Annotated in this window: 30 protein-coding genes, 17 tRNA genes and 1 rRNA gene; 4 read left to right on the top strand and 44 right to left on the bottom strand. The window is 45.3% G+C overall.

Annotated features, from left to right (window positions below):
* Positions 1 to 19: 19 nt before the first annotated feature.
* From MHI55_RS01640 to MHI55_RS01615, 6 genes are all read right to left on the bottom strand, one after another.
* Entirely contained in the window at positions 20 to 1,138 is a 1,119-nt protein-coding gene (locus MHI55_RS01640) for a phage minor capsid protein (protein WP_340388475.1), read from the bottom strand.
* Positions 1,135 to 2,613: a capsid protein gene (locus MHI55_RS01635; RefSeq protein WP_340388473.1), complete on the bottom strand. Its 1,479-nt coding sequence runs from the start codon at positions 2,611 to 2,613 to the stop codon at positions 1,135 to 1,137. Before MHI55_RS01635 ends, MHI55_RS01640 begins: the two co-directional genes overlap by 4 nt.
* Positions 2,614 to 2,639: 26 nt before the next feature.
* Positions 2,640 to 3,974, bottom strand: coding sequence for a terminase family protein (locus MHI55_RS01630; protein ID WP_340388471.1), 1,335 nt, complete (start codon positions 3,972 to 3,974; stop codon positions 2,640 to 2,642).
* A complete protein-coding gene (terS, locus tag MHI55_RS01625; RefSeq protein ID WP_340388469.1) occupies positions 3,967 to 4,764 on the bottom strand; it encodes a phage terminase small subunit in 798 nt (265 codons plus the stop codon). The genes MHI55_RS01630 and terS overlap by 8 nt, the downstream gene beginning before the upstream one ends.
* A 518-nt stretch (positions 4,765 to 5,282) precedes the next feature.
* The gene (locus MHI55_RS01620) at positions 5,283 to 5,843 is read right to left on the bottom strand and encodes a tyrosine-type recombinase/integrase (RefSeq protein ID WP_340388466.1); all 561 of its coding nucleotides are present in this window, start codon (positions 5,841 to 5,843) and stop codon (positions 5,283 to 5,285) included.
* A 47-nt stretch (positions 5,844 to 5,890) separates the two neighbouring features.
* Entirely contained in the window at positions 5,891 to 6,298 is a 408-nt protein-coding gene (locus MHI55_RS01615; protein WP_340388464.1) for a DUF3908 family protein, read from the bottom strand.
* Positions 6,299 to 6,394: 96 nt separating this feature from the next.
* Between MHI55_RS01615 and MHI55_RS01610 the strand changes: the two genes are divergently transcribed.
* Positions 6,395 to 6,604 (top strand): KTSC domain-containing protein, encoded by a 210-nt coding sequence (locus MHI55_RS01610; protein ID WP_340388462.1) that lies wholly within the window; start codon positions 6,395 to 6,397, stop codon positions 6,602 to 6,604.
* Here MHI55_RS01610 and MHI55_RS01605 read toward each other — a convergent pair.
* The 20 genes from MHI55_RS01605 to MHI55_RS01510 form a co-directional block, all read right to left on the bottom strand.
* Complete coding sequence (locus tag MHI55_RS01605; protein ID WP_340388460.1) at positions 6,601 to 6,756, bottom strand: BC1881 family protein; 156 nt, start codon at positions 6,754 to 6,756, stop codon at positions 6,601 to 6,603. The two genes, MHI55_RS01610 and MHI55_RS01605, sit on opposite strands and share 4 nt — an antisense overlap.
* A 122-nt stretch (positions 6,757 to 6,878) precedes the next feature.
* On the bottom strand, positions 6,879 to 7,091 hold the full coding sequence (locus MHI55_RS01600) for a hypothetical protein (RefSeq protein ID WP_340388458.1): 213 nt from the start codon (positions 7,089 to 7,091) through the stop codon (positions 6,879 to 6,881).
* Positions 7,092 to 7,108: 17 nt separating this feature from the next.
* Positions 7,109 to 7,675 carry a hypothetical protein gene (locus MHI55_RS01595; protein ID WP_340388456.1) on the bottom strand — a complete coding sequence of 189 codons (567 nt, stop codon included), beginning with the start codon at positions 7,673 to 7,675 and terminating at the stop codon, positions 7,109 to 7,111.
* A gap of 6 nt (positions 7,676 to 7,681) precedes the next feature.
* Positions 7,682 to 8,575, bottom strand: coding sequence for a hypothetical protein (locus tag MHI55_RS01590; protein ID WP_340388454.1), 894 nt, complete (start codon positions 8,573 to 8,575; stop codon positions 7,682 to 7,684).
* A 1,074-nt stretch (positions 8,576 to 9,649) separates the two neighbouring features.
* The gene (locus MHI55_RS01585) at positions 9,650 to 10,024 is read right to left on the bottom strand and encodes a hypothetical protein (protein WP_340388452.1); all 375 of its coding nucleotides are present in this window, start codon (positions 10,022 to 10,024) and stop codon (positions 9,650 to 9,652) included.
* A gap of 12 nt (positions 10,025 to 10,036) precedes the next feature.
* Positions 10,037 to 10,243, bottom strand: a complete 207-nt coding sequence (locus tag MHI55_RS01580; RefSeq protein ID WP_340388450.1) for a hypothetical protein — start codon at positions 10,241 to 10,243, stop codon at positions 10,037 to 10,039.
* On the bottom strand, positions 10,236 to 10,679 hold the full coding sequence (locus tag MHI55_RS01575) for an ASCH domain-containing protein (protein ID WP_340388448.1): 444 nt from the start codon (positions 10,677 to 10,679) through the stop codon (positions 10,236 to 10,238). The genes MHI55_RS01580 and MHI55_RS01575 overlap by 8 nt, the downstream gene beginning before the upstream one ends.
* A 15-nt stretch (positions 10,680 to 10,694) precedes the next feature.
* Positions 10,695 to 11,159 (bottom strand): hypothetical protein, encoded by a 465-nt coding sequence (locus tag MHI55_RS01570; RefSeq protein ID WP_340388446.1) that lies wholly within the window; start codon positions 11,157 to 11,159, stop codon positions 10,695 to 10,697.
* A gap of 30 nt (positions 11,160 to 11,189) precedes the next feature.
* On the bottom strand, positions 11,190 to 11,369 hold the full coding sequence (locus MHI55_RS01565; protein WP_340388444.1) for a hypothetical protein: 180 nt from the start codon (positions 11,367 to 11,369) through the stop codon (positions 11,190 to 11,192).
* 26 nt (positions 11,370 to 11,395) lie between these two features.
* A complete protein-coding gene (locus tag MHI55_RS01560) occupies positions 11,396 to 12,463 on the bottom strand; it encodes a site-specific DNA-methyltransferase (protein ID WP_340388442.1) in 1,068 nt (355 codons plus the stop codon).
* A complete protein-coding gene (locus MHI55_RS01555; RefSeq protein WP_340388440.1) occupies positions 12,460 to 12,816 on the bottom strand; it encodes a hypothetical protein in 357 nt (118 codons plus the stop codon). Before MHI55_RS01555 ends, MHI55_RS01560 begins: the two co-directional genes overlap by 4 nt.
* 19 nt (positions 12,817 to 12,835) lie before the next feature.
* Positions 12,836 to 14,149 carry a replicative DNA helicase gene (gene dnaB, locus MHI55_RS01550; RefSeq protein WP_340388438.1) on the bottom strand — a complete coding sequence of 438 codons (1,314 nt, stop codon included), beginning with the start codon at positions 14,147 to 14,149 and terminating at the stop codon, positions 12,836 to 12,838.
* Positions 14,150 to 14,382: 233 nt separating this feature from the next.
* On the bottom strand, positions 14,383 to 15,456 hold the full coding sequence (locus tag MHI55_RS01545) for a replication protein (RefSeq protein ID WP_340388436.1): 1,074 nt from the start codon (positions 15,454 to 15,456) through the stop codon (positions 14,383 to 14,385).
* Between the two features lie 20 nt (positions 15,457 to 15,476).
* Complete coding sequence (locus tag MHI55_RS01540; protein WP_340388433.1) at positions 15,477 to 15,800, bottom strand: hypothetical protein; 324 nt, start codon at positions 15,798 to 15,800, stop codon at positions 15,477 to 15,479.
* Positions 15,797 to 16,231, bottom strand: a complete 435-nt coding sequence (locus MHI55_RS01535; protein WP_340388431.1) for a hypothetical protein — start codon at positions 16,229 to 16,231, stop codon at positions 15,797 to 15,799. The genes MHI55_RS01540 and MHI55_RS01535 overlap by 4 nt, the downstream gene beginning before the upstream one ends.
* Positions 16,228 to 16,587: a hypothetical protein gene (locus MHI55_RS01530; protein ID WP_340388429.1), complete on the bottom strand. Its 360-nt coding sequence runs from the start codon at positions 16,585 to 16,587 to the stop codon at positions 16,228 to 16,230. Before MHI55_RS01530 ends, MHI55_RS01535 begins: the two co-directional genes overlap by 4 nt.
* Complete coding sequence (locus MHI55_RS01525) at positions 16,574 to 16,834, bottom strand: hypothetical protein (RefSeq protein ID WP_340388427.1); 261 nt, start codon at positions 16,832 to 16,834, stop codon at positions 16,574 to 16,576. The genes MHI55_RS01530 and MHI55_RS01525 overlap by 14 nt, the downstream gene beginning before the upstream one ends.
* A gap of 97 nt (positions 16,835 to 16,931) precedes the next feature.
* Positions 16,932 to 17,459 carry a hypothetical protein gene (locus MHI55_RS01520; RefSeq protein ID WP_340388425.1) on the bottom strand — a complete coding sequence of 176 codons (528 nt, stop codon included), beginning with the start codon at positions 17,457 to 17,459 and terminating at the stop codon, positions 16,932 to 16,934.
* Positions 17,460 to 17,553: 94 nt separating this feature from the next.
* On the bottom strand, positions 17,554 to 17,844 hold the full coding sequence (locus MHI55_RS01515) for a helix-turn-helix domain-containing protein (protein ID WP_340388423.1): 291 nt from the start codon (positions 17,842 to 17,844) through the stop codon (positions 17,554 to 17,556).
* Positions 17,825 to 18,049 (bottom strand): helix-turn-helix transcriptional regulator, encoded by a 225-nt coding sequence (locus tag MHI55_RS01510; RefSeq protein ID WP_024632416.1) that lies wholly within the window; start codon positions 18,047 to 18,049, stop codon positions 17,825 to 17,827. Before MHI55_RS01510 ends, MHI55_RS01515 begins: the two co-directional genes overlap by 20 nt.
* 189 nt (positions 18,050 to 18,238) lie before the next feature.
* Between MHI55_RS01510 and MHI55_RS01505 the strand changes: the two genes are divergently transcribed.
* From MHI55_RS01505 to MHI55_RS01495, 3 genes are all read left to right on the top strand, one after another.
* Complete coding sequence (locus MHI55_RS01505; RefSeq protein ID WP_340388421.1) at positions 18,239 to 18,646, top strand: helix-turn-helix domain-containing protein; 408 nt, start codon at positions 18,239 to 18,241, stop codon at positions 18,644 to 18,646.
* Positions 18,647 to 18,661: 15 nt separating this feature from the next.
* Positions 18,662 to 19,069, top strand: a complete 408-nt coding sequence (locus tag MHI55_RS01500; protein WP_340388419.1) for an ImmA/IrrE family metallo-endopeptidase — start codon at positions 18,662 to 18,664, stop codon at positions 19,067 to 19,069.
* 83 nt (positions 19,070 to 19,152) lie between these two features.
* Positions 19,153 to 20,397 (top strand): site-specific integrase, encoded by a 1,245-nt coding sequence (locus MHI55_RS01495; RefSeq protein WP_340388417.1) that lies wholly within the window; start codon positions 19,153 to 19,155, stop codon positions 20,395 to 20,397.
* A 95-nt stretch (positions 20,398 to 20,492) separates the two neighbouring features.
* On the opposite strand, the gene MHI55_RS01490 is transcribed toward MHI55_RS01495, so the two are convergent.
* The 18 genes from MHI55_RS01490 to rrf form a co-directional block, all read right to left on the bottom strand.
* Positions 20,493 to 20,563: transfer RNA gene (locus MHI55_RS01490), tRNA-Gly, on the bottom strand.
* A 10-nt stretch (positions 20,564 to 20,573) separates the two neighbouring features.
* Positions 20,574 to 20,647, bottom strand: a tRNA-Pro gene (locus tag MHI55_RS01485).
* A 7-nt stretch (positions 20,648 to 20,654) separates the two neighbouring features.
* Positions 20,655 to 20,733, bottom strand: a tRNA-Leu gene (locus tag MHI55_RS01480).
* A 17-nt stretch (positions 20,734 to 20,750) separates the two neighbouring features.
* Positions 20,751 to 20,827: transfer RNA gene (locus MHI55_RS01475), tRNA-Arg, on the bottom strand.
* 7 nt (positions 20,828 to 20,834) lie between these two features.
* Positions 20,835 to 20,909, bottom strand: a tRNA-Gly gene (locus MHI55_RS01470).
* A gap of 10 nt (positions 20,910 to 20,919) precedes the next feature.
* Positions 20,920 to 21,000, bottom strand: a tRNA-Leu gene (locus MHI55_RS01465).
* Between the two features lie 6 nt (positions 21,001 to 21,006).
* Positions 21,007 to 21,082: transfer RNA gene (locus tag MHI55_RS01460), tRNA-Lys, on the bottom strand.
* Between the two features lie 9 nt (positions 21,083 to 21,091).
* Positions 21,092 to 21,177, bottom strand: a tRNA-Tyr gene (locus MHI55_RS01455).
* A 9-nt stretch (positions 21,178 to 21,186) separates the two neighbouring features.
* Positions 21,187 to 21,262: transfer RNA gene (locus tag MHI55_RS01450), tRNA-Thr, on the bottom strand.
* Positions 21,263 to 21,282: 20 nt separating this feature from the next.
* A tRNA-Phe gene (locus MHI55_RS01445) sits at positions 21,283 to 21,358 on the bottom strand.
* Between the two features lie 19 nt (positions 21,359 to 21,377).
* Positions 21,378 to 21,455: transfer RNA gene (locus MHI55_RS01440), tRNA-Asp, on the bottom strand.
* 27 nt (positions 21,456 to 21,482) lie between these two features.
* Positions 21,483 to 21,556, bottom strand: a tRNA-Met gene (locus MHI55_RS01435).
* Positions 21,557 to 21,573: 17 nt separating this feature from the next.
* Positions 21,574 to 21,649: transfer RNA gene (locus tag MHI55_RS01430), tRNA-Val, on the bottom strand.
* 6 nt (positions 21,650 to 21,655) lie between these two features.
* Positions 21,656 to 21,727 (bottom strand) — tRNA-Glu (locus MHI55_RS01425).
* 4 nt (positions 21,728 to 21,731) lie between these two features.
* Positions 21,732 to 21,807: transfer RNA gene (locus tag MHI55_RS01420), tRNA-Asn, on the bottom strand.
* 1 nt (position 21,808) lies between these two features.
* Positions 21,809 to 21,884 (bottom strand) — tRNA-Ala (locus MHI55_RS01415).
* 35 nt (positions 21,885 to 21,919) lie between these two features.
* A tRNA-Ile gene (locus MHI55_RS01410) sits at positions 21,920 to 21,993 on the bottom strand.
* A gap of 38 nt (positions 21,994 to 22,031) precedes the next feature.
* Positions 22,032 to 22,148, bottom strand: a 5S ribosomal RNA gene (gene rrf, locus MHI55_RS01405).
* Positions 22,149 to 22,178: the final 30 nt, after the last annotated feature.

Here is a 22,178-nt window from a genome sequence, read left to right as displayed (position 1 = left end):
CAAAGGTTCTTAGCTTCCATCAAGTGCCTTTGTACTTTTCCCGTTTGGGATCTCTTCGTAAGTAATCATGTTCCTTCAGGTGTATCCGCAATTGGGCTTGCCACTGTCTAACCTTGGCCTTGTAATTCGCCTGGTTTCCTTCATCCACGCTCCCTGCTTCCAAGCGCTTGTACTTGCGTATCTGGCGTTCCATGTATCGCTGCTTCTGTTCGGCCTGATAGTTGGATAGTGCCTTCTCATCGTCAACAGGCTTTGGTAATGAACTGGTACCTGGAATGAACGTGGTCATGTTGTGACGACAGTTCGGATGGAACAAGCCCCCGGCTATGGCGGTACTCAGTAGCGGATACTTCCCATCTGCAGCCGATCCCCCGGAATACACATCGTCAATGAACACCTTGCCCTGATAAGGCAGACACAGCTTCGAACAGTTGCCGTGTGAAGATATGACCACGGTTCGAATGCCGAGCTGATCCCGTTTTGCACCCTCTCCAGCAAACACTGCACGCTGGGATGCTGTACGCAGCGCCATTTCCGCATAACTGGCCACATTCACCCTTCGACCATTGGCATATGTGATGGAGTCGAAGCCCTTTTCAAGAAAATCCTTAGTGGCCCTGTCGATAGCTTGATTCAGCGAAGCAGCTCCACTGTTCAAATACACCTGTGACTTGTAGATGGTCTGTCTATACACATCATCCGCTTGCCTCAGCATGGCGTGGCGGGCTAATTGCAGATTGTTCTCTGCTGCATCTGCGAGAGAGTTAACCCGCTTCTCATTGATCTTGAAGAAGCTACGATCTGAACCATCCTCAGGCTCAACATCCGGCTTTTTGCCCGTGATCTTGTTCCACAAGCCCTTGACCGTGTTAACAACACGATCTGCCCCACGCCGCCAGGAACCTTTAACCTCTTCCTCGGCTGCCTTCTTTACTTCCGGCTCATACTTCTTGGATATCTGGCGTGTCTCCTTACGGTAACGCTGGATATCCTCCAGCTTGCGTTGTTGCCACTGCTCCCACTCTTTTCCCTCTCGTTCCTCGTCATCCTTGTGACGCTGAAGGTTACGCTGCATGGACTTGATCAGATCCATTTCCATGTCGCTGAAGATCTGACGGATGTCATATTTCTTCTTCATGCTTCATCATCTTCGTCGTCATCGTCTTTAGGATCAGGCGGGTCGTCCCGGTTCAATGCCGGTTCATCAAAGGTGCTTCCCTGTTCATCTTTGAGCCGCTGCACCTCAGCAGCCTTTTCCTCATCGGTCCAGGTGTCGCCATACATTTCTTCAATCGCACGTTCAACGCTCATCACACCATGTGTCCGTGCCTTACCTACCGTATCCACAACAGCATCGAAGGAAGGACTGGCATACTCCCCGAACTTGACGGATGCTTCATATTCACCTGGGGTCCGCTGCAGGTTGTTGTCATGCACCTTCAGCACAATTGACACCAATTCCGGAATGACTTCGTTCAGACGTTCAATGATCTTGCCGCGGGTGTACAATGTGGCCTTTTCCTTCTCCCGCTGCGCCTCGGCATTATCCGTCTTCTTCAAGTCAATTCCCAACGTGGATGGCGATACAATCCCCTGCAAGCACATGTCCAGTGCAGACGCATATGACGAGACGAACGCCTCATAGAGGATTGCCGGCTGCACCAGGGATATCTGATCCTTGGTATCCTCGGCCATTGTCCTACCAGCCGCGATAAAGTCCATATCAAATGGATTCGGCTTGATGGGCATTCCGTTATTCGGATCCCGAGGAAGCAGGTCTTCCGGAATGTACTTCTGCACTCGCCCGGATCGAATGGCATCCCACCACTGACTGATAACCTCGTCCAAAGCGTCAAAGCTATCTGCCTTGCTCTCATAGATGGACTTACCTCGATCCGGCCACTTGGATGATTTGAACACAGACATCGGTACGCCCCAAATGAAGTCACCCGTAAATGTCGTTTCATCCAAGCCAGCCAATTCGGCCACCATAGCCAGAGGAACCTCTTTCCCGTCCGCACTCAGCAGCTTGTATTTGATCTTCCCTTTGCCAAATGTCTCTTCGAGCTGGTAATCCTTATCGTTATGGCGGTACTCCGTGTAATAGATGATCTCCTGGAGCCTGCCACGTTCTCGTCTATATCGAACCTTATCGCCTGCGTAGAACTCAATAATGGGGTACGGGGTAATGTCGGTATCCAGTGTTACCTTGAACGCTCCGTCCCCCTCTACCAGCGCCTCAATCAGGCTACTACCCAGCAGCTCATCAAAGTTGTTATCCTTGGCGATTTCCTCCCACAGCTTTGTCTGATCCTGTGTCTTCAGCTCGATCTGGTCCATATCCGAAACCACGATGTCAGACAGGCGCTCCACGATCATAGCCGGTAACCCTGAATGGATCTTCCGGATATGCCGGTTCTCACTCGGTACCGCTGCCCAGAATCGGGAACGGCTCACGTTATCTGTGACCGACTGCTTGTAGAACTGTTCCAGCTCGGACGGATCTCCACGATACCAGAGCCGGTTGCGCAGGACACTGGTCCGATAGCTGAACGGCTCACGGATGATGAATGACTTGTTCTCCGGCGCTGGTTGAATCCTTAATATCTTCATGACCATATTCTTGATCCACCCCATTTCTATACCTCCAGTCTCTTCTTGAACGGCTGAACGGCGTATTCGCTACTATCCAAGCAGTCCACTGGGTAACTTCCGTCATCCGTCCGCACCCATTCACCCTTTTGGCGCTCTGTCTCATCCCATGTAGCATTCTCTATAGCTTCAATCCAATGTTTAAGGTGAGCCATAACCTTGTACCGCCCTTGGTTAATCAGAACGTTCGTCAACCTGATCCGGTCAACGATGCCCTCTTTCTTGTAAGCAGGCACAACCGGAATGTGTATCCCCCGCCGCCTTAGCTCATTTGTCAGCGCCTGCCGGAACAGCTTGTCAGCCGATTCAGCAAAGATATGAGCACACGACAAAAAGGCCGGATAGGTTTCCGACCACTCGACTATCTTTTCAACGATCTCCTTGGCGTAACGGTCATGTGTATAGCCATTCTCCTTGCCCTGCTTGTGGTAGAAGCCATCCAGCAGCATAACCGCTCCATATCGCGGCGTAAATCCAGTGAGCGTGGCAACCGTGGCGTCAGTACCCCCAACGTCTATGCCAATCGAAAACTCAATGAACCGTTCGGCCCGTATCTGCTCCCTGGTAATGATGACATCCTTAACGGTGTAGCCCGTGTATATCCGTCCTGTAGCTGCCGTTCGTTCACCCTTAATCTCTGACTTGTACCAAAGACTAGACTTGTCATAAGTGATCAGTAGCGCCTTGAGACGGTCGTCTGTGATACTCAGGTTATCGAACACGGTAAAGTGTGCGTAATTGTACCCCTGATTCTCCCCAAGCTTGAGCAACTCATCCTGAAAGTCCAAGATGTCTGCATAGAACCAATGCGCTGGGGGTTTCGGGTTAAGGTCAAAGAACAGTTGTCGCTTAGTGGACGCCAACGTCCGGTCAATCACCTCTTTAACAAATGATGGATGACACTCGTTGACCTCCGTCACATAGGCCGTCCCGTAGGAGTTACCCTTGATCAGCGCGGCATTGTTTGCCTTACCACCGCCTGCAATAATGACGATCTTCTCGCCTGTCTTGGTCTGAATGAAGAGTGCTGCACGGTCCTTGTATTCACCTTCCCGGCAACGCCCTTTGAACAGCCATTGCAACCCGAACCCGTTCGAGTCAATGGCGTTCATCTTCGCGGCTGCCATGCTCACCCCAGCGACCAAATGAAGCTTGTCCGGGTGAACCTCCAAGCACATGGCATAGGCAATCAGGTTAATGATGTTCTTGCCTGCACGCTTGCCGCCCTCAGCTACATTCAGCCACGAGTTCTGGCAACGCCGGATATATTCCGACTGCTTCGTATTAAATGGAGCATATGGAATCAGGGCTGTGTCAGTCATCGTCTATCACCCGTTCCGGCACAGGGTTGTTGATCAAGTCAGCCAATGCGGTAATTTGCTGGTTCAGGTCAAGCTTACTGTTATCTGGCACCTTACCACGCATCACGGCAATACTGGCCTTGATCTGCTCCAAACGCTGCTTCTGGACTTCGTTCACTTCATCGGGGGAAGCCAACCGCGCGACATCTTCATACTTCTTAATGGAACCACCCAGCGCCGTCCATGCAGCAGCCATGGCTTTCAGGCTGGTTGCTGATCGATCCCAAGCAAACTGGAATTCATATTCCTGTTCAGTTATGATCTGTTCAAGCTTCGGTTCCTTCTTGGTACCCGTGTTATGGATCTCAAATTTCTGCTTTTTGACTTCCTTAATCATCTCATCCTTGCCCGTTACATGCTGAGTCTTCAAAGCACGTATAATGTTCGTGAGCTGGATTCGAATGCCTTCCCACAAGATATCCAACGTCGAAAGCTCGGCCGTTGTGTCGTAAATCTCCCGTGTTTCTTCATCATCTGGCAGGAACTTACGGAACAGACCATGCTTAACGGCTTTATCATTTCCGTATGGCCCACCGTGCCCACCTCTATTGCCCACAGCGTTCTGATTGCCCTTCGGCGCTCCTGGTCGCGGCTCAGGCTGCTTCTCCCATTCATCAAGGCTTTTCCATTTACGAACAAGTCCGGCACTGATTCCAAGCTTTTCGGCAATCTCTCCTGGCTTCATTTCCTTGCCACTGGCGAACCACATCGCTAATGCTTTCTTGCGGTCCGGGCTTCTCTCTCTCGCCATTACATAATACACCTCACCCCTGACATTGTTTATGCAATATTTATGCAAAGACATGTGTTCAAAACCCGGTCTTTTGTACATATGTACTTTCCCACAACCACGCCGAAAACCCTGATTTGACGGGATTTTTGGCGTCTAACTGAATTGTGCGATTATACACATTTTATGCATAAATCCAAAAACCCGCGCCGTTACTGGAATTTTCGATTTTGCCGATTTTTATTATTTCCCAGCTTATTGCCCTGAAATGGGGCGTTTATTCATCGTTTATACAGCCATAATTGAGTCGGTTTTCTTAGAATCAGTCTAAATAGACAAACTTCTAATTGTTTTTCTTCTTCAACCAACACAAAAATAACCCAAAATAGGGTCGTTATTAACCATTTTCTGGATCAGGACTGAAACATAAAGGTAATAGTGTTTCACTCGGTTTAGAACTGGCAATCAGCGTCATTTCAGATTCAAAAGCCATTTCTGTAATATGAGTGCAACGAACGCCATATTGTGATGCACTAATATTAGCGTAACAGCATAATCGCCCTGTCCATCATGTCCTGAGTCAGTCCAATATAGTCCAATGTTTCCCGTGGATCGCTGTGCCCGAACATGTCCATTAGTAACGCTAGGTTTTCAGGATTCTGCATGTACAGACGGTATGCCCATGTCTTCCGTAGCGTATGACAACCGATCTCTTTCAGACCAAATTCCTTGGCTGCTTTATTCAAGAATCGGTATGCTGTCGTCCGGTCTATCGGTTGATTCCGCATTCGGCTGACTGTCTTCACCTGGCGGCTAGGAAACAGGAAATCCGTATCCTTCATGGTGGAGATGTACTTGTCCAGATCCTGCCGGATACTCGGATGGATTATAAAGCGCTTGGCATGTTTGTTTTTTTGTTCGATCAGGTTAACGTGTGTTCCTTTCACATCGATAACCCTCAGCCTACATAAGTCAGATACACGCAGGCCACTATAGATGCCAATGCAGAAGAACAAATAATTTCGTAAGCTGCGTATCCAAAAGTAATCCTTCATACCATCTATAACCCGTTCGTCTCGAATCGGTTGAACCTTTTTCATGTCACCACCTCACATTTTGGACATAGAAAAAGCACCCATAAGGATGCTTACTTCAGTAGTTTGTAGATTTCTTCAATATATTCAACGTAATGATAAGCCCAATCATCATTTGAATCTTTCATTGAGTCGAAAATGAACTTATCACCAGAGCAAAGTTTTATTTCAAGTTGCAACTCCTCTGATCGATTATAGGGCCGAGTAAGTTGTAATTTCTCAACTCTAACTTCTTTAAAATACGAAATAGTGACTACCGCATCGCTTTCCTTAAATAGAAAAATGTTTTTGTCTGTAAGAGCATAAAACTCCTTTTCCTTACTGTCATTAAAGAAATTTTTCGGGTAGAATGCCCTCACTTCATCATCATTTATGTTATTTTGAATTGCGGAGAACATTTTCCAGTACTGACCGAATACTGGTTGACTGAAGTTTTTTTTAAACTCTTTGTAGTTATGCAATTTATACACCTCCTTCCCCGTGTCATATTTCGACGCATAGGAAGGATTTCCCTCTTTTGGTGTCGAAAGAACTAGGACGAAAGGAGGTGTATCACCATGAACTGGCAATCCGTAACCTCATCCAACATTGATGCCATTGCTTATGACTCAGGCTCATCTACACTCTATATTAGATTCAACAATGGAACCACGTACTCCTATTCGGGTGTTCCACAAAGTGAACATAGCGGTTTGATGTCTGCGGCTTCACACGGAAGTTATTTGGCTTCCCATATTAAAGGCCGATACCCGTACGAAAAACTCTAATCTTGATTGATTAAAATCACAGCTGGGCCAGTGAAGATTTGTTCGTGCTGGTCTACTGTGATTTTGAATTCCTGATGCGGTTCAACCGAGATAGCTTTAACACCTTCACGGTTTGAAAGTTCCTGACTCAAGTTCTTTGTACTTTGGCTCATAATTTCCCCTCCTTCCTTAATTCTAATATTTCCAATGTTATGTTATGGATACATAACTAAACACCGACTCATTTCCTCCTGTGAAAAATACTACAAAAGAAAAAGCACCCCTGAAGGATGCTTCAATGTATAGAAAATGTTTTTGTAGCCCAATAGCCAATTAGTATTATGCTACCTACTCCAGCAGCGATACTTACTGTCTTTTTGCTTAAAAAATTATTAAGCAATGCACAGATAAATCCCCAAAAAGCAAATAGCATAATTAAGGTTAGTAACTTGTTCCCACCAATTATATCCCAAAGACTTACTTCTACGCCCTCAAGTATATTCATCATAACTCCTATATAATTATTTATCTGTCTGGGTCATATGTGACATAAAGAAAGAGTGTCTTCAAATTTCGAATTGAAATCAGTATAGAGTGTGCCGTGATCGCAAGCCATACCGTAGCACAAACCCAAGCCCAGACAGGTATAGCCATTATCAAATTAGTAGGTACCAGAGATCCAATATAATAAAGCAGAATGCTCAGGAACACTACAATTAACTGTATACTAACAGCCCACGTAAAAAATATAACTAAAATATCATATACTGAATTACCACTTGATGTCTGCTGATTTCTTAATTTTTTCACATTATCACCAATAGCTGAAATTACAGTGATACTCGTAAGATTAAAACCTGCTAGAATCGAAATAGCTGCAATAACTTGACCACTCAGATCTCTGAATTTCGAAACGAGATCTTTAAAATCAGAAATATAATAAGATGTCCACCAAATCAAGACTGAAGATAATAAAAAAGGCAGGAAAACATCAGTAATAAGTTCTGATCGGGAAGAGTTTTTCCAATACTTTTTAAAAGTAACCCATGGAAAATTATTGGCCTTAAAGAACTTTTTGATATTTCCGGCCATTTGGAATCACTCCCTTAAATTTCTTCGTTGATTCGCAACTTCTCTCAAGATATTCTCAACCGATGTTAACATTGGCTGATTATCTGTGTCTACTTCAACTCTTTTTCTATATTGCTCCTGTGAATCTTCCAAGTTTATAACTTTTTCAGCCCCGGCTAATTTACCGGAAACTACGATTTTAGTTACTCCTTGTTGGTCTTTATATCTACTAATCAATGGTATTGCTCCTCTTAGCCCTGATCGTTGGTACTTCGCTTCAAATTCCAGTTTAACATCCGTTGCAGAAATCTCTTCAATATCATTTTGCAAAGCTCTGACTGCGGGATTTTCATCTGCGGGTAATTCAGATCTTGAAACTTCGATCTCAACCTTGTTTATTGTATTAAGTTGACGAATACTCTCAAAAAAGTTGTTTTGAACAAGAGTACAAATTTGAATAAATGTTAAGTTTCTTCGTCTGATTACTTCATTGCCCAACGTTTCAATATATTCATCAAATCGAGGTCTATTTAGTCTTTTGTTACTCTGCAGAAGAAGCAACCCATCCACTTTCTTAATTAAAAAATATGTCGCCTCTGTCTCCCCCTCACGAAGCAACTTAGGATTAGGTCGTAAGGTTAATTGATCAGCATGAAGCAATTCACCAGTGGTTCCGTATTCGGCTGACAAAAATCGTCCAAAAATGAAATGTTCATCTTCATCCAAATAATCCAAGTACATCAACCATGAATCATTATATCGACGAGTTCGCTGCTCAAGCGTTAGTGCATGAATTTCACTCCATATCTCACTAACAATTTCGGCGTTCCACATGATTGCATCCGTTTGATTTCGGTTTGTAATCTCAGTGTAATGTAGGTCGATCTGAAAAGCGTTGAATCGTTTTGGTTTTTGTGGCAAATTTATCCCTCCTAATACTGGATAAATTCTACAATAACCGCCAAATTCCTTCTTTAGTCGTGATTTTTTTACAATTCAAACCAAATAATATGACTTTTGAATCAAGACTTTTGAACCCGTAAAGAAATTTCATTATTCTCGAAACACAAAAATAAGTCCACCACTATAGATGACATTATAAGAAACAGGCTACGAATAATAACCTCGACAGGAATCGAACCCGTCTAAACCACAAGGTCATAATATAAATCACGGGAATCTTACCCGTGTTCCCCACATTCCGCACCTTTGACGATCCACGTCTAAGGATTTATCCCACAGTACGGTCGAGTCCTGCATCGAATAGTTCGTCGGGTTTGCAGGGACACCCAGGCAATTGCCTTATGTCCCTTAGTTTAGTTCCAAACCCCAGACAGCATGTTGTCTTACTAGTGTCTTACACAAGACACTATACAGACATGCCAAACTATAAAACGAATAAGAATTACCATATAATCCCTTGATTGTTTTTTCATTCGAAAATATAATGATTTACGTGAGGAAAATCAAGCTTACATAAAATACATATACGGAAGGGTGTACAAATGACTACTAACGTCCTGGTATAATTATTTGATTAAATAGCATTTAATCAAGTGATCATGGATCGTTGAAAATTTTGTGTCTTATTGGTAAAAGGTTACTTGACAGGTTCCTTTCCCATTCCTCCTTCAGTTTATGTAATTTTGCTTGATTGACTACCTCACTCTCCATACAACGCAATTGATTGCCAGGTAGATTTACATTTCCTTATCTCCTTTAACTCTGGGGAGCGGTTGTCGGCTTCTCCCCAGAATGGGGCTTTGCCCTAATTTGAGTTGGAGGAAATTATATGGGGAAAAAACCTGTCAAACATTGGTTGGAGTACATGCTTTTCATGTTAGGGGTCTATGCCTCGACCATCGGAATAGTGTGGGCTACGCTGTGCTGGATACTGTTGTATTTCTTACTTAGAAAGTATGACCGAACTACATAGCTGTGGAACTTAAAGAAGAGGGTCGCTCCCTCTTCTTTTTGTATTCACTTTAAGTTTTTTTATAATACACCAATTAACTTCAAAGTTTCTGCTACTGACTCAATTCCTCTAACAATTTGCCGATCAATCGACCTATCCGTTACACTACTGAACCTTTTGATAGTTCCCCATCTCGGATTACCTCGGATGAACCGAAAGTCCATGACTCTCCTTACATTATCATCAACGATTAGACGTACAGCCATTTCAATATTTGCCGTTTTCTCCTCATACTCCACCTGAACTTGTTTCCATCCTTCTGATGGATTAGTCATTGTCCCAATTTCCTGAACTGCCTTCCTCATCCGAACATACTTGTTCAACAGTTCACGAGTCTGTTGGATGTCTGAAGGGCTGGGGGACGGGAATAACTCCATCTGACCAGTTTCCCCCATTCCTTACACCCCTTATATATAATCATCTATAGTCGTTTGCCCTTCGAGTTCAATTTCCGATGCATCTTGGATCAAACCCTCTTCCAACCAATCTTTTGGAGCCTCGGTTTTGAAATGGGGCCATATCGGTTCACCTACACGAGAATGTGCCTGGTTTTTCGCAGCGGCCTTTTCTGTCCATACCCAATGTGTATTTGCCGTTACTTTTTCATCACTCATGATTTCCTTCCTCCTCATTCCAATTCCAAAGCCTTTGCTGCCCTTTAGCTGATATCGGCTCGTTCAGAAGTTTTACATCCGACATTTCCCATGCATACCGACCTGGTGTAAAGTCTCCAAATTCGTATTCTGGAGAGTAAACCAATCTGTTACCCTCAAGCTCATACCCATCCGTCCATGTGTCAAGCGATTTAAGGCAGTTGGTTAATTTAGCTGTCGCCACAACCGCGCCTGTCGGCAGATTGTCTACTGTGTATCCGTACCGTTCCAGTGCTGCACGGATTTCAGGCTCTTTGCAGGCTTCATTGTCAATCTTCTTCCCTGCATGGATAGCAATCTCTCCCCGATGCTTGGTAGGCCAGCTGCGTGTCTCATATTGTTTTGCTCCAATGGCGATCAGTGTCGCCCACGGTTGAATAATTGTTATTGCCTTCATGGTTGTTCTACCTCCTTATAACACTTCAATTTTCAGTTTTTTCCGCCGTTCGCTAAACAACTTGGCTTTTGCCTCTTTACGATCTATCGGGTAAACAGGACGGGCTATCATGTCTATGATCAGATCAGTGCTCTTCAACGCTATGCCCATGTATTCTGTAACCTTGTATACTTCTCCCTTGATCGAATGAATAGAACCTAATCGGATACCTGGAACTATTTCTTCCCACTGTTTGTGGGGAATTTCAATGACCATCTCAACGTTGAAAGGTTGCCTATATGCCTTCGCTTTACTCACAAAATCCATCTTATTGAGCCGTTGGCAGGTGTACCGTATAAGGATCGTAGAGCTGAATATTTCGAAATTCTCAATCCCTAATACAAGCAAAGGTTCACCACGAACTTCTATGGTTTGCCCGACCTTGTAAGGCTGCTTGAACAACTTGAATCTGCCAATGACTGTTGTAATTAAGCTAACCATGGTATATCTCTCCTTTGGTGGGCCTAAACCCTATATGCAGTATCCTTTGATCCACTTTCCGTCCTTGTATATCTCCACCGCACTGTTGTCTCCCACATCAAGCAGAGCAAGTGCCTTTTTCAAGCAGCTCAACATCCCTTCTGCGTGATTGACGCTTTCCGTCATTTTGCCGGCACTGTTGTAAATGTCGATCCGGTACACTTCATCCACTCCTTTGTGGGCATTCCATTCCTCTGTTAAAAAATCAATGTTGGCTGTACCACGGCTGTACGCCGCTCTGCTATCTCAACGTTATGTGGTCCCATTTCAATGATCGTGCATTCCCGGTTATTCTCATGGGCTACCTTCAGCGTTGTTCCACTCCCGCCAAACGGATCAAGTACACGTCCGCCAACTGGAGCACCTGCCAGTATGCAAGGTTCAATCAATTTTTCCGGGAATGTAGCAAAGTGAGCTTCTGAAAATCCTTGTGTTGTAACAGACCAAACACTGCGCTTATTTCGTTGAGTTACAGGCAGCGACAAGGCCGATTCATAACTTTCGTTATACTTAATTCCGGATCCCGGTTTCGACGCTTTGGGTTTTCTACCCACAGCCTTCATGTTTCCGTTCGTCTTCGCCCCACCATTCGCTCGAGCACTGCCGATCTGATTCATTACGTCTTGCGATAAACGTGCGTGGGTATTGGGCGAGACGGCTTCAAAGATTGACTCAGCATCGTAATAGTAGCGGTCTGACTTGCTTAGCAAGAAAAAGTATTCATGCGCTTTCGTCGGACGGTCACGAACACTTTCAGGCATCGGGTTCGGCTTATGCCAAATGTTGTCCATTCTGAGGTACCAGCCGTCCGCCTGCAGCGCGAAGGCTACCCGCCACGGAATCCCCACCATGTCTTTAGGTTTCAGTCCTGGTGGTATCTTTCGATCAATTTCCTTCATTCCACCAAGGTTCCGTTCGCCTATTGTTGGATCACCTAATCCCGATACGCCTGCTTTTGCGTAACTGTCACCAAAATTCATCCATAGTGTTCCGGCCGGCCGAAGCAACCGCCATACCTCCCGGAAAACCTGCAGCGTATGAGCTACAAACATTTCTGGCGTAGGCTCCAACCCTAGGCATCCGGTCCACTCAGGTACCGCAATCGGCGAAAGTCCTGGCATCGGTGTGTAAGTTGTTTCCGGCCAATATGATGGCTCCAAACCGTAATCACGCAGGCCCCAGTACGGTGGACTCGTAACGCATGTGTGGAATGACTCCGCCTCGAGATCCGGCATAACTTCGATGCAATTTCCTGTGATGATCATGTGTGTCTTGTCCCCCTTAGCTGCTCACACAGCCTGTCGTATTTATATAATGCTGGTTCCCGACGTGGATCTGTTGGGGAAAGCGAATCAATAAATTCCGCACCCCTCACAATCCGTTCTCGTAACCGATCCTGGTAATAGGCCAGTAATTCTTGAAAAATCCCCTCGAAATGATCCAATATTTCGTCATGCGTTTGAGCAATGCAGCCCTGACTTTTCAGACGGGTGAATGTGTGTTCGTCGATTCGACCGTTTTTCAACGCATTTTCCAAATGGCTGACCAACATGATTTGATATCTCATGATCAGCCTTACGCTGTTTTCGATCTCCAGCTCATCTGCTGAACTTGTCATCTTCAACCCGCCTTTCTCATCAGTACTGCATGCGTTCTATATTTACGAATTTGCTGAAATTCTTGAGATAGATCATCTCTGCAAGTCCGGTACCTGTATTCCGTCCCTTGGCTACAATGATTTCTACGATGTTCTTCTTCTCTGTCTCGGCGTTGTAGTAGTCATCCCGATACAAGAAATCAATTTCGTCTGCATCCTGTTCAATAGAACCGGACTCCCTCAAATCTGACATCATTGGACGCTTGTCCTGTCGTTGCTCAACACCCCGGCTGAGTTGTGAAAGGACTTCCACCGGACAATCATTGTCTCGGGCAATTTGCTTCAAGGAACGACTGATATAGGCGATTTCCTGTTCACGACTTGAGAACTTTTTGCCTGCGCTGATCAACTGGAGGTAATCAATTTGGATAAACAAGTTCTCATGCTCTTTCTTGAGTTTCTTCACCTTGGCTGCTATCTGCTGAATGGTGATACCAGGAGTGTCGTCAATGTAGATTGGCAGCTCGTTCAAAATAGATCGGGCCATCGTGTATTCCGACCAGTGTTCCGGTCCGAGTTGACCAGTCCGAAGCAATGTGCCATCCAGGTTTCCTATGTTTGCAATCAATCGTTCGCCCAATTTCTTGCCGGGCATTTCCAAACTGAATATTCCTGTGGTTACACCGTGACTTGCAGCAGCCTTGGAGTTGTTCAGCATAAAAGCCGTTTTCCCCACCGATGGCCTTGCAGCAACAATAATTAAATCCTGTTTCTGTCTGCCGCCCGTGAGTCGGTTCAGATCCACACCACATGTAGGAACGCCTGTTATGCCTTTGGATTTACTACGTGTCTCCAAATCATCATCATGGTCTGTCATAACGTCATTGATCTTGACCATGCCGCCTTCAACCGGAGAACGCCCGGACAACTCTTCTGCCCCTGCCTTGATACCAGCAATCACCTCGAGCGGGTCCGAAGACTCTTCAAGAGATTGGCGTTGTTCCTCCAACAATCGCAATGCCTGCCGCTTCAATCCAAGACTCTGAACAATTGAAATGTATTCCTTTGCATTGGCTATGGTCGGTACTGCATCTACCAGATTGCCAAGATATTCAATACCTCCAATATCTTCCGTAACGCCTCGCGTCTCCAGATCGGCGTAAAGTGTTACCAGATCGACGGCTTTTTCTGATTCATGCAACACTATTACCGATTCAAAAATTAGGCGGTGCTGTGAAGAAAAGTCCTGCGGGGTAAGTAGAGCTACAGCAAGTGCTGTATTATCTCCTGAACGATCTAGCAGAAGGCTGCCTATTACCGCCTGTTCAGCCTGTAGGTTGTAAAGGTTATTCATTCGGTTCACCGTCTTTCAGAAGCGGCACAGCGCTTTTCTCCCAAGACTCCATAAGAGCAAAGCGCTCCTGTGTCTCTGTGCGAAGCCTGTCTATGTTCGAAGCTGCTGGATTTCCGTATATCTGTGAAATTGCTGGTGGAAAATGCGATGTTTTGATGTGATGCGAAAGGTTCTGTTCCGCTTGTGAAAAAGGAACATCGTGAAGCATTCGTTCCCAAAGCGTGACCATTTCGTCAGTAAGTTCCACTATGGGGTAGGCTGTAACCACTACCGCCAAAATGCTCAGTACCTCTTGATTGTTCAAGTCGCGCTGCCTCCATCCGCTTTTGTAAAATGTCCTTGTTCCGATCTGACCGGGAATTGCTTTGGCCTTTAATCACCGGAGCAACTGTTGTTTGTTCTGGAGTTTCTTCGAAATCGGCATACCGTTCATTTTTTGGGTTTAAAAAGGTTGAACCATGAAGGATAAAATTATCTTCCGTTCTGCTTACCTTGCAATGTGCTGCATAGTTCTCGGAACAGCGGATCAATAGCGCGGGATTTACCTTCGCTTTGATTGCTCTCTCCCACATGTTCAATGCTGCTTTTTTCGCAACCTTTTTTGGATAGGCAGACCAGAAGGTTTCGAAATCCGAAACAGACATATCTTTACTGTCTTTATCTTTTAATGTCTTTAAACTGTCTTTAGAGGACTGGGAAGCCGCGTCCTGTATAGGATCATCGGCACTCTCAGTTCCTGTTTCAGTAACCACGAGTCCCTGTTTTGGTAACTCATTTCCGATTCTGGTTCCCGTTTCAGTAACTTTAGGAATTATCTTCGGTTCCTGTTTTGGTAACTCTGGGACAGGTTCTGAGTTACTGTTTCGGTAACCATCATCTGGCGGTTTGTCGCTCAAATCTGGTAGTGGTTCGGTTCCTGTTTCAGTAACTTTTTGCCGAGATAAGCGACTATTTTTTAAGTTCAAATGTATGAGTTCATGAAAGCGTTCTTTTTCCCAACCACGAACCGAGTCGATTTTCCATAAGTCATAATTTTCGTTAAACCAATACTCGGCGTCCGTTCGTGTAATCACCTTACAGGTTTCCAGATGCTTCAGTTCAGCTCCTATGTGACCCTTGCCCACGCCACAGAGGGAGAAATCCTTCTGCATCGGGATTACTGCAACCTGTTGATTACAGCCGTAGGAAAGCCGCCAAATGAAGAACAAAATATCTTTCTGGCGCTTGGTGAAATCCCGACGAATGACCTCATCCCATATCTCGTTGGCAATGGCTACATATCCGTTCTTCCTGCGAGAGTCGGTCACCCGTCTCACCTACTCTTTCTTTATTTCAAAATTGATGCTATGATCGTCGCCGCCATGCGTCGAAACCTTAGCCCTTGGATCGTCTCGTCCAACATGACATGGCACTCTTTGCATAAATGAGCTAAATCATAAACCTCGGTGCGATGGTCTAGCTGCTTACGGCCAGTCAAATGAGCCCGTTCCGTTGCCCTCGCTTCGGCACATGCTTCACAAACACCACCTGAACGCTTTTTAAGTGACTTGTCTACCGATTTGCGAATGTCACCCATTTGTCGTTGTGTGGGCTTGATACGCTTACTGCCGGTCTGTTGCGATTTAGTGTAAGGCCGATATTCGAATGTCATGAAAGACCACCAGAATACATGTGCTTGTCCTTTTTAATGAACTTTGGTAAGATGACTGCATATGAATTGTAAAAGTGCTCAAATGGGTGACTGCGTTCGCGAGACGCGGTCATTTTTCTATACCCTGACATCTCTTGATCATGAACCGCACAACCTTCACAGCAATACAGGTAACCCTTCACAATAACTTTCCTCGGATCGCAGACATGAACGTGATATTCGCAGTTCATGCAATAACCCGCGGTATACCTGTCCATCCTGAATTCTTCCATGCTTCTGTTTTCTTCTTTATCTTTCAACTTATTCGAAATCCGCTGGGCTCTCACTCTCAAATTCGCTTGCAGTTCGACATCCGTAGTTTCAAGGATTTGACTGTAAATCGTCCGAAGTTCTTCCCTCATACCACGATGTTTTGTTTTAGAACGGGTCATAGCTTCCCCTCCTTATCTTGTAAATCGGTGTACACATCGTCCAACGCTTGAACATACTCAAACTTCTGATTGTCGGGAAGTTCGGTACTCATGACTGCATGTGCGATAATAGTGTAGGACTCTTCACGTACAAAGCCGTGATAATCCAGTTCTTTAACCATGCGTTCCTTGTAGTCCTGAATAACATCCGGAGCAAGAGCGGGAGCCGCCTTCGCTCCGGCTTTATACGCCGCTTGTAGCAAACCCATAACCACAGTCTGAGTATCCTGCTCCCATCCATTCATCCAATCTATCTTTTGACGTTCTGCAAAGGTCAGAGGGCGATTAAGCAAACTTTCAATCTCAATTGGACTCATGAGAGATTCGCTCCTGGTATTCTTTGTTCGCCGCTCCAAGCAACTTCTGCAATCTACTTAATTGATCGTGACGGACAAACCAAACTGCAACACTGGCGGCGTTATTCCGATCATAGGACTCTTCTAAGGCATTCCGTTTGGATTCACGGGAAGAATCTCCGATTGCATCACATGCGTCCAGAAGTGTTTCGAAACTCAGCGTCCGAATAAATTGAATTAACGCTGTTTCTTGTTCAGACATTTTCATAGTGTTTAGCTCCTTCTTGTATGTTTTTTAATATTTCGGACAATAATGGCATGTTGAAGGGGATTACCGAACCAGAGTCTAGCTAGTTCTGGTAGAGTCATGAACTCACCATCCCAACGTAGCCAACCGTCAGTACCTGATTTCCGTCTCCCAGCACCTTCACACTCTTGATGACTCTTCCTTCACGGATCAGAGTTATCAGAGATTGGAACGCATCCTCAAAAGCATCAGTCCCAATATTCATGTGAAGAACCTGGTCATTAAGGTCTGGATTGTATTCTTTCGCGGAATCTATTGCGTCGCTCGTTACCTCTATGCTGTTGAACCAAACTGCGTAATCCTCATTGCTAATACACAGAATTATTTGGAAGGGAGAGATTTCATAATAGAACTCGTGATTCGGGGTATTAAATGCAAATTCTGCTTCCCCCAGTTCGACTATGAGTGTTTGTTCCTCTGGAGGGCAGTCAATGAAGAAATCTACCTTTACATGATTCCTGCTAATTCCCATCAATGGATCTGGTTGAGCAGCATTGACTTCTACTGCACACTGAACATTGTGATTTTGTAGCACGTTGAGCAAATGAAATGCGTGTGCTGCAGTTGTAGTTGTTAATGGTGACATGTAGACACTCTCCTTATACAGACGTTTGCGTTTCATTCCAGTACAATGTTGCCGATTCGTTGCTCCATTCCAATACATTGTTACAAGTTGGTTCCTATCCTGTTGAACTTGATTTCTCATTCCCTTCCAGCCATTTGTCTAATGAAATTTGACGGAAGTGGATCAGGGTTCGGTTCCGGATAAAAGGAATTTCGCCGTTTTTGACCATGCGTCGTAAAGTAGAATCCGACACTTTCAAATACCTGCAGGCTTCTGCAAAGTCAAATACATTAGCGTATAAAAGTTGTTCGATGGTTGGTTTAAGCTCAGCCATGATTTCGTCTCGCAGTTCCTGCTTTATTTCAGAACGCAACACCTCAATGAATTCAGTTGTGGACGGCATCATTGGACACCCCCAGAACCAATTCATCAAGTGTCACACCCAGAGCCTTGGACAACTTTACTAATGTTTCAGCGTGAGGACCTTGTTTTTTGCTTCCCATGTTGTACAATGCAGATACGGTAACGCCACTTTCTTTGGCAAGTCTGTAAATTGTCCAACCTTTCTCATCGATTAGCCTCTGCATGTTTACTTCAATCGCCAATCCCATGTGCTCACCTCCTGAAACCATACTATAACTCTATAGAATCATAATCAAACAACGTTATAACCCAAAAGTGTTATAAAATGATCTGTTTCCTTCTGGTTTCTTCCAATTGCTTGACTTATCTCTCTTTTGTGTTCTAATATAACTTTATAGAGATATAACACTAAAGAGATATATTAGGAGGCCTTTGTCGTGGAGATAGCAGATAAAATCTTGGAGTTAATGAAAGAAAACGGGGTTACAAAATACCGTCTTGCCAAGGAAACAGGTGTCTCTTACACAGGTGTTACTAAAATACTTTCAGGACAAACGAAGCACCCTCAAATAGATTCAATTAAATTGATTGCCGATTACTTTAATAAACCGCTGACTTATTTCACTGATGAAGCAAATCTAAACCAAGTGCCTGAATGGGCGACTTCCAAAGATAAAAGGGATTTTAAAAAGATGCTAGAAGACGATGGGGAATTAATGTTTGATGGGGTCCCACTCGATGAGAATGACAAGAACAGGATTAAAGATATGCTGACTGGGCTATTCTGGGAAGCCAAGCAAATGAACAAACAGGCGCGTAAAAAGAATAAAGACAACAATGAATAACGGTAGGTGGTTCTAGTGGATGACATTGTTAAAAAGTTGATCCGTAAGCATAAAACCAATGATCCATTTTCTCTTGCGCGCTGCCTGAATATTAATATCCGCTTTACGGATCTCGGGAAAAATACGCGGGGAATATATCATAAAGCTCTACAAAGAAGATTCATCATCATACATAATGATTTGTCGCCCGAATGGCAAAGGTTCATATGTGCCCATGAGCTTGGCCATGACCGGCTTCATAGAGGAGTTAACCGATTCTTTATCGAAGAGCATTCGTTCTTCAATCCTGGAAAGTTTGAACGCCAAGCCAATGAATTTGCCGTCAGCTTATTAACAGCGGAAGATAGCATATCAAGTGGAGAGTCGATCCATGAAATATTTAGACGTAATCACATCCCGCTTGAGTTGATCAATCACATGTAGAAATAAATATAGCGTAAATTTTCACTACCCAAAAACCGAACATATGTTCACTTCAAGGAGGTGTTTTTCATGTAATTGGAAATATGAAAATCCAATATCAATGCTTAGAAAGGAAGAATGACATGGCTTGGAGTGAACATCTAGGAGGAAACAAGTATAAAATTGTTGAGCGCGATCCCTCAAAGGCATCCAGACCGAAAAGGTCTGTTACTGTCTACATGCCGGAAGAGATCGCACGTTCAAAGTCGGATAAGAAGAAAGAATCCTGGCTTGCGCTTGAAGAAGCAAAATGGAGTGAACAAGTAATAGGCGGAAAGGTAGTTAAGCAGGAAGATATTACGTTTGAGGGTTTCATCCCAAAATGGGAAAAAGGATATGCTATGCAAAACATGGGCGAATACACACAGAATGTGAACCTGTACAATCTCAACAAATATGTTGTTCCAGAGTTTGGTCACCTGAAAATCAGTAAAATAACAACCCTGTACCTTGTCACCTTCTTTGGAGAGTTACGGCGCGAGAATGGTAAAGAGTTCGCCACCAATTCGAAATTGAATATCTACAAAGCGGTCAAATCTGTTTTTGATGCTGCTCATGAGTGGGAGCTGATCGCGAAGAATCCAATGGATGGCGTGCAGCGCCCACGAACCAGTAAGAAGGAAAAGAAAATTATGCGCGGTGTTAAGAAGGCATTCAATAGTTTGGAGACAGAAACGGTCCTGTTGGCCCTTTACGATCTTCCAGATAGATGGAGACTCTATTACACTGGTTCGCTCCTTGGCGGCTTCAGAAGAGGCGAATACTTGGCCGTGGAATGGCCAGATGTGGATTATGACCGGGATGCCATATGGATCGATAAGCAAATCACGTTCGATAAGGACGGTAAAAAGATTGAGAGTGAAGTTAAAACAGAAGAATCTGAGGGCTGGGTGGCTATGCCGAAGTGGTACATGGCACAGCTCAAAGAATATGAGCGAGTATGGAAGAAAGAGAAATTCCAATGTAAAGATTGGGCTGGAGAGAACAAATCATATGTATTTCATGGCGGGAAAGGAATTATGTACTTCCCTACGACCCCCACAAGCACCTGGAGGAAGTTTTTGCAGAAGAAAGGTATTCCTCATGTTAAACTGCATGGACTTCGTCACACGGCAGCTATGCTGCTTAGAGAAAGCGGAGCCGACCTTAAAACTATGCAGGAGCGATTGAGACATACGAAGATCGGAACAACTGCGGATATTTACACCCATTCGTCTGACATGATCTCCAGAGAGGCAGCAGACCGTTTAGAGGTGTTTGATCCTAAAAGATTGCGATTTGCCCCATGAGTTGCCCCATAAACAAAAATAGTCTGTCATTTGTCGAATTTAGGGTAAAGAAAAAACCCTTGGGCCACAAGGGTTTCAGGTGTTACAAAGTATAAAGCGGGTGATGGGAATCGAACCCACGCTATTAGCTTGGAAGGCTAAAGTTCTACCATTGAACTACACCCGCATAACAACAATCGGGATGACACGATTTGAACATGCGACCCCCTGGTCCCAAACCAGGTGCTCTACCAAGCTGAGCTACATCCCGTTATCTATACCGGCGAGAGGACTCGAACCTCCACGGTTTCCCACTCGATTTTGAGTCGAGCGCGTCTGCCATTCCGCCACGCCGGCAAAATATGAAGTTATAATGGCGCGCCCTGAGAGATTCGAACTCCCGGCCTTTTGATTCGTAGTCAAACGCTCTATCCAGCTGAGCTAAGGGCGCAAAATATTGGAGCGGAAGACGGGAATCGAACCCGCGACCCTCGCCTTGGCAAGGCGATGCTCTACCGCTGAGCCACTTCCGCAAATAAAGGATGCGCGTGGAGGGACTTGAACCCCCACGTCAAAGACGCTAGATCCTAAGTCTAGTGCGTCTGCCAATTCCGCCACACGCGCATATAATGGTGAGTCATGAAGGGCTCGAACCTTCGACACCCTGATTAAAAGTCAGGTGCTCTACCAACTGAGCTAATGACTCATAGAAAACTGGTGGAGGATGATGGATTCGAACCACCGAACCCGTACGGGAGCAGATTTACAGTCTGATGCGTTTGGCCGCTTCGCTAATCCTCCAGGATTACATGGTGCCGGCGAGAGGACTTGAACCCCCAACCTACTGATTACAAGTCAGTTGCTCTACCAGTTGAGCTACACCGGCGTATTACATGGTGTTATAAATGGTGGCTCGGGACGGAATCGAACCGCCGACACGAGGATTTTCAGTCCTCTGCTCTACCGACTGAGCTACCGAGCCTTACTACATTAAAAAAAAATGGCGGAACCGACGGGATTCGAACCCGCGATCTCCTGCGTGACAGGCAGGCATGTTAGGCCAACTACACCACGGTTCCAGATCACTTTCTCAAAGGAAAGTATAATTGCGGGGGCAGGATTTGAACCTGCGGCCTTCGGGTTATGAGCCCGACGAGCTACCGGGCTGCTCCACCCCGCGTCGTTATAAAGTTTATATGGTGGAGGCTGAGGGGATCGAACCCCCGACCCTCTGCTTGTAAGGCAGATGCTCTCCCAGCTGAGCTAAGCCTCCATATTATGACCCGTAGGGGATTCGAACCCCTGTTACCTCCGTGAAAGGGAGGTGTCTTAACCCCTTGACCAACGGGCCTTACTGGCTCCCCGAACAGGGCTCGAACCTGTGACAACTCGATTAACAGTCGAGTGCTCTACCAACTGAGCTATCAGGGAATGGTGGAGCCAAGCGGGATCGAACCGCTGACCTCCTGCTTGCAAGGCAGGCGCTCTCCCAGCTGAGCTATGGCCCCATACTCTGGTGTATTTCATTGTTGTGGTCTTGCTATGGGCCCTGGTGGACTCGAACCACCGGCCTCACCCTTATCAGAGGTGCGCTCTAACCAACTGAGCTAAGGGCCCTTATCAATTTTCGAAAAAAAATACCCCAATGGGGTTTCGCTTGGCGGCGTCCTACTCTCCCAGGACCCTGCGGTCCAAGTACCATCGGCGCTAGAGGGCTTAACGGTCGTGTTCGGGATGGGTACGTGTGGAACCCCTCCGCCATCGCCACCAAACGCATAGCTTAGCTTACATTCAGAGATCGT

Origin of the sequence: Paenibacillus sp. FSL E2-0151, from assembly GCF_037993015.1 — a bacterium.
Taxonomy (GTDB): domain Bacteria; phylum Bacillota; class Bacilli; order Paenibacillales; family Paenibacillaceae; genus Paenibacillus; species Paenibacillus amylolyticus.
This window is presented reverse-complemented; position numbering and strand designations above follow the sequence as displayed.

What these genes read in the sequence shown, in the direction of transcription:
- MHI55_RS01575 (WP_340388448.1), bottom strand. Translation starts at nt 10,679, where the DNA reads ATGAAGGCAATAACAATTATTCAACCGTGGGCGACACTGATCGCCATT.
- MHI55_RS01610 (WP_340388462.1), top strand. Translation starts at nt 6,395, where the DNA reads ATGAACTGGCAATCCGTAACCTCATCCAACATTGATGCCATTGCTTAT.
- MHI55_RS01600 (WP_340388458.1), bottom strand. Translation starts at nt 7,091, where the DNA reads ATGATGAATATACTTGAGGGCGTAGAAGTAAGTCTTTGGGATATAATT.
- MHI55_RS01525 (WP_340388427.1), bottom strand. Translation starts at nt 16,834, where the DNA reads ATGAAAATGTCTGAACAAGAAACAGCGTTAATTCAATTTATTCGGACG.
- dnaB (WP_340388438.1), bottom strand. Translation starts at nt 14,149, where the DNA reads ATGAATAACCTTTACAACCTACAGGCTGAACAGGCGGTAATAGGCAGC.
- MHI55_RS01535 (WP_340388431.1), bottom strand. Translation starts at nt 16,231, where the DNA reads ATGACCCGTTCTAAAACAAAACATCGTGGTATGAGGGAAGAACTTCGG.
- MHI55_RS01595 (WP_340388456.1), bottom strand. Translation starts at nt 7,675, where the DNA reads ATGGCCGGAAATATCAAAAAGTTCTTTAAGGCCAATAATTTTCCATGG.
- MHI55_RS01515 (WP_340388423.1), bottom strand. Translation starts at nt 17,844, where the DNA reads ATGATGCCGTCCACAACTGAATTCATTGAGGTGTTGCGTTCTGAAATA.
- MHI55_RS01555 (WP_340388440.1), bottom strand. Translation starts at nt 12,816, where the DNA reads ATGACAAGTTCAGCAGATGAGCTGGAGATCGAAAACAGCGTAAGGCTG.
- terS (WP_340388469.1), bottom strand. Translation starts at nt 4,764, where the DNA reads ATGGCGAGAGAGAGAAGCCCGGACCGCAAGAAAGCATTAGCGATGTGG.
- MHI55_RS01635 (WP_340388473.1), bottom strand. Translation starts at nt 2,613, where the DNA reads ATGAAGATATTAAGGATTCAACCAGCGCCGGAGAACAAGTCATTCATC.
- MHI55_RS01580 (WP_340388450.1), bottom strand. Translation starts at nt 10,243, where the DNA reads ATGAGTGATGAAAAAGTAACGGCAAATACACATTGGGTATGGACAGAA.
- MHI55_RS01570 (WP_340388446.1), bottom strand. Translation starts at nt 11,159, where the DNA reads ATGGTTAGCTTAATTACAACAGTCATTGGCAGATTCAAGTTGTTCAAG.
- MHI55_RS01540 (WP_340388433.1), bottom strand. Translation starts at nt 15,800, where the DNA reads ATGACATTCGAATATCGGCCTTACACTAAATCGCAACAGACCGGCAGT.
- MHI55_RS01605 (WP_340388460.1), bottom strand. Translation starts at nt 6,756, where the DNA reads ATGAGCCAAAGTACAAAGAACTTGAGTCAGGAACTTTCAAACCGTGAA.
- MHI55_RS01530 (WP_340388429.1), bottom strand. Translation starts at nt 16,587, where the DNA reads ATGAGTCCAATTGAGATTGAAAGTTTGCTTAATCGCCCTCTGACCTTT.
- MHI55_RS01630 (WP_340388471.1), bottom strand. Translation starts at nt 3,974, where the DNA reads ATGACTGACACAGCCCTGATTCCATATGCTCCATTTAATACGAAGCAG.
- MHI55_RS01640 (WP_340388475.1), bottom strand. Translation starts at nt 1,138, where the DNA reads ATGAAGAAGAAATATGACATCCGTCAGATCTTCAGCGACATGGAAATG.
- MHI55_RS01520 (WP_340388425.1), bottom strand. Translation starts at nt 17,459, where the DNA reads ATGTCACCATTAACAACTACAACTGCAGCACACGCATTTCATTTGCTC.
- MHI55_RS01495 (WP_340388417.1), top strand. Translation starts at nt 19,153, where the DNA reads ATGAAAATCCAATATCAATGCTTAGAAAGGAAGAATGACATGGCTTGG.
- MHI55_RS01560 (WP_340388442.1), bottom strand. Translation starts at nt 12,463, where the DNA reads ATGATCATCACAGGAAATTGCATCGAAGTTATGCCGGATCTCGAGGCG.
- MHI55_RS01620 (WP_340388466.1), bottom strand. Translation starts at nt 5,843, where the DNA reads ATGAAAAAGGTTCAACCGATTCGAGACGAACGGGTTATAGATGGTATG.
- MHI55_RS01510 (WP_024632416.1), bottom strand. Translation starts at nt 18,049, where the DNA reads ATGGGATTGGCGATTGAAGTAAACATGCAGAGGCTAATCGATGAGAAA.
- MHI55_RS01585 (WP_340388452.1), bottom strand. Translation starts at nt 10,024, where the DNA reads ATGGGGGAAACTGGTCAGATGGAGTTATTCCCGTCCCCCAGCCCTTCA.